Genomic DNA, 3,257 nt, shown 5'->3' on the forward strand with positions numbered 1-3,257 from the left:
GAAAGGCTCATCAGTGGCTCCGGTCTTGTCGTTTTGATGGGCGCTCACGGGCTGGCTGGATTCAGTCATATGCCCTACGCCTGGAACTCATCATAGGACTAGCCCACAAACAAAAAAAACAATATATTTTTTAGGTTTCCACAAAGGATTTCTATCAATGATCCGTGAGCTGAAGACGCTGGTCGCGGTGGCCAGAGAAGGCACTTTCGCGGCCGCCGCCCAGAAGATCGGCCTCACCCAGGCGGCAGTCAGCGCCCAGATAGCGCGGCTCGAAGCCGAGCTTGGCCTTGAGCTGTTCGACCGCACAGGACGCAACGCCATCCTGAACGCGGTTGGCCACCAGACCCTGCAGCAAGCCCACGAGCTGATCAGGATGTACAACAACCTCGGCTCCCCTGCCCCCGAAAGCCAAGCGCCCCAGCTGGTCACCATGGGCGCCATCGCCTCCATTCAGCGCATGCTGTTGCCCAGCGCGCTGGCCAGCTTTCACAAACAGTGGCCGAACTTTCGCACACGGATCCTGCCCGGCCTGTCGATGCAGCTGCTCGATCAGGTCGATGCCGGCGAGATCGACCTGGCCGTGATCATTCATCCCGCGTTCGCCCTGCAGAGCGACCTCAAGTGGGTGCCCCTCGCCCAGGAACCCTACCGTTTGCTCGTGCCGAAAAAAGCGCCGCATGATGACTGGCGTGAGCTGATCACATCGCAGCCGTTCATTCGCTACGACCGGGCTTCGTTCGGTGGGCGTCAGGTTGATCGTTTCCTGCGCAAGATGCATTTCACACCACACGAGGCCAGTGAGCTGGACGAGCTCGAAGCGATCGTGAAGATGGTGGGCAACGGTGTCGGCGTGGCGCTTGTACCCCAGACGCTTGGGCACAAGGCGTGGCCGCCGGGTGTGCGCGCGCTTGACCTGGGGGAGCACACGTTTCATCGAGACATCGGGCTGGTGCATCACTCGAACCGCAATGCGAACGAGCCGGTGATGATTCTGGCGGGGTTGATCGAAGAGCTGGCGCTTCCGTCCATGGAAGCGGCGCCAGTGCGCTAGGCGGCAGGCTTGAGCACGACCTTGGTCCAGCCATCATCCCGTGCATCGAAGTGCTTGTAGGCATCAGGCCCCTCAGCCAGCTTCAACGAGTGCGAAATGATCTGTGATGGCTTGGCGCGTCCATGGTGAATCAGTTCGGCAAGACGGCGGTTATAGGCCTTGACGTTCGCTTGGCCAGTACGGATCTGCTGTCCCTTGAACCAGAACGAGCCGAAGTCGAATGCCATCTTGCCTTCCTTCGCGAGCTCGTTCTTCGCCCCTGGATCCTGGGGAACGAATACCCCTACCACACCGATCCCGCCCGTCGCCTTGGTGGAAGCAACAAGGTTGTTCATCGTGAGGTAATTGGCCTCGTGGCCATGGCGGTCACAACACTGATAACCCACGCACTCGCAGCCTCGGTCCGTGCCCTTGCCATGGGTCAGATTCAAGATCTGGTCCACGGCTTGCTGTTCAACGGAATTGATCGGTGTGGCCCCAAGCTGAGCGGCCAGCTGCAGGCGATCCGGTTGGTTGTCGATGACAAACACCTGCGAGGCACCTTTGATCATCGCCGCATGCGCGGCCATGAGACCAACAGGGCCCGCGCCGTAGATCGCGATGCTTTCTCCTGGCAGCAGGCCGGCCAGCTCCGTCGCATGCCAGCCGGTCGGGAAGATGTCCGAGAGCATTACGTAGTCATTCTCGCGCTCCTGGGCATCCTCAGGCAGCACCAGACAGTTGAAATCCGCGTACGGCACCCGCAGCAGCTCCGCCTGGCCGCCTTGATACGGCCCCATGTCGGCGAAACCATAGGCCGCCCCCGCAGAGCCTGGATTGGCGGTGAGGCAGAACCCCGTAAGCCCTTTTTCACAGTTCTCGCAAAACCCGCAGCCGATATTGAACGGCAGGCACACCCGGTCACCAACCTTGACCCGGTCTACGCCCGCGCCCACCTCGATCACCTCACCCAGGTTCTCATGGCCGAAAACCCGGCCTGTCTCGAACGACGTGCGACCCTCATACATGTGCAGGTCAGACCCGCAGATATTGGTGGTGGTGATGCGCACCAACACATCTGTCGGCTTCTCGATCCTGGCATCCGGCACGTCCTTGACCGAAACATCCCGTGGGCCGTTGTACACGATTGCTTTCATGTTGAACTCCCGTAGTCAGAAAGGCGGCTAGAATGCGCCCTACCTTGTTCAGGTGGTCTCGGGAGCCAGGACGTTCAGTGCTGGAAGAAAAGGTCAGACGGGTGGCGCCAATAACTGGGGGCTCGTTCATATGGCTGACAGGCAAGCCCGCTCCCAGAGTCAGCGCCGTACCTGTGGGAGCTGGCTTGCCAGCGAAAAATCCAGCTCGGTCTGAGTGACTCAGTGCGTCACACTCCCCCGCGCAGATGAACTCGAGTCAGGCGAGAGAGTCCATCTAGGACTCCAAGGCATGCCACGGGATGGTAAAGACGAATGGTCTCTTTCGACCTGCAACGGATGTTGATGGGCGAGTTGCCCTGGTCCTTCCTGCTCGAGGTCGCCGGTCGCGTTTTTGTAGCTTTTCTGGCCGTCTTCCTGTTCTTGAAGTTCAGTGGGCGACGCGGGATCAAACAGCTTTCGCGCTTCGAGCTTGTAGTCATCCTGACGCTTGGCTCCGCCGCAGGCGATGTGACCTTTTACGAAGATGTGCCAATACTGCCGGTGGTTCTCGTCTTCCTCACGCTCCTGCTGCTGTATCGCGGCACGGTCTACATGATGACCCGAAGCAAGGCGTGCGAAGCCTGGATCGACGGACTGCCGATCACGGTGGTGAAAGATGGGGTGTACGAGATTCACTCGCTGCGCAATCTGAATATTTCATCGAACGAGCTGTTCATGGAACTGCGCCAGCAGGGTGTGGAACACCTGGGCCAGGTTCGGCTGGGCCTGCTGGAAACCGACGGTGATCTCAGCTTGTATTTCTACGGCCCCGAGGACACCCGGCCGGGCCTGTCGGTGCTCCCCTTCGAACATCGCCCTGAATATACCTCGCCGCCTGCTGCGGGCCTGTACTGCTGCGTCGCATGTGGATTTGCGGCCTACCATGAAGCGCAGGATACGCTCACCTGTGATCGTTGCGGTCATGCAGTTTGGTCGCCCGCACTGGATACACTGCGCAACCGCTAGCCATGATGCTGCACAAGCTTTGTATCATGGCCAGGTGTAGTCGATCAGAAGACACGCCGGTAGGA

The 3,257-nt window shown here is 59.7% G+C and carries 3 protein-coding genes; 2 read left to right on the top strand and 1 reads right to left on the bottom strand.

Annotated elements, in window-relative coordinates; translation table 11 throughout:
• The first annotated feature begins 157 nt into the window (after positions 1-157).
• On the top strand, positions 158-1,051 hold the full coding sequence (locus VJS90_RS11990; protein WP_324121870.1) for a LysR family transcriptional regulator: 894 nt from the start codon (positions 158-160) through the stop codon (positions 1,049-1,051).
• Here VJS90_RS11990 and VJS90_RS11995 read toward each other — a convergent pair.
• Positions 1,048-2,187, bottom strand: coding sequence for a glutathione-independent formaldehyde dehydrogenase (locus VJS90_RS11995; RefSeq protein ID WP_324121871.1), 1,140 nt, complete (start codon positions 2,185-2,187; stop codon positions 1,048-1,050). The genes VJS90_RS11990 and VJS90_RS11995 overlap by 4 nt on opposite strands.
• Before the next feature lie 312 nt (positions 2,188-2,499).
• On the opposite strand from VJS90_RS11995, the gene VJS90_RS12000 reads away from it, so the two are divergent.
• Positions 2,500-3,192 carry a DUF421 domain-containing protein gene (locus VJS90_RS12000; RefSeq protein ID WP_324121872.1) on the top strand — a complete coding sequence of 231 codons (693 nt, stop codon included), beginning with the start codon at positions 2,500-2,502 and terminating at the stop codon, positions 3,190-3,192.
• Positions 3,193-3,257: the final 65 nt, after the last annotated feature.

Origin of the sequence: Pseudomonas sp., from assembly GCF_035277045.1 — a bacterium.
Lineage (GTDB): Bacteria > Pseudomonadota > Gammaproteobacteria > Pseudomonadales > Pseudomonadaceae > Aquipseudomonas.

Bases quoted from the DNA above. Each gene is read 5' to 3' on its own strand.
- VJS90_RS11990 (WP_324121870.1), top strand. From the start codon at position 158: ATGATCCGTGAGCTGAAGACGCTGGTCGCGGTGGCCAGAGAAGGCACT.
- VJS90_RS11995 (WP_324121871.1), bottom strand. From the start codon at position 2,187: ATGAAAGCAATCGTGTACAACGGCCCACGGGATGTTTCGGTCAAGGAC.
- VJS90_RS12000 (WP_324121872.1), top strand. From the start codon at position 2,500: ATGGTCTCTTTCGACCTGCAACGGATGTTGATGGGCGAGTTGCCCTGG.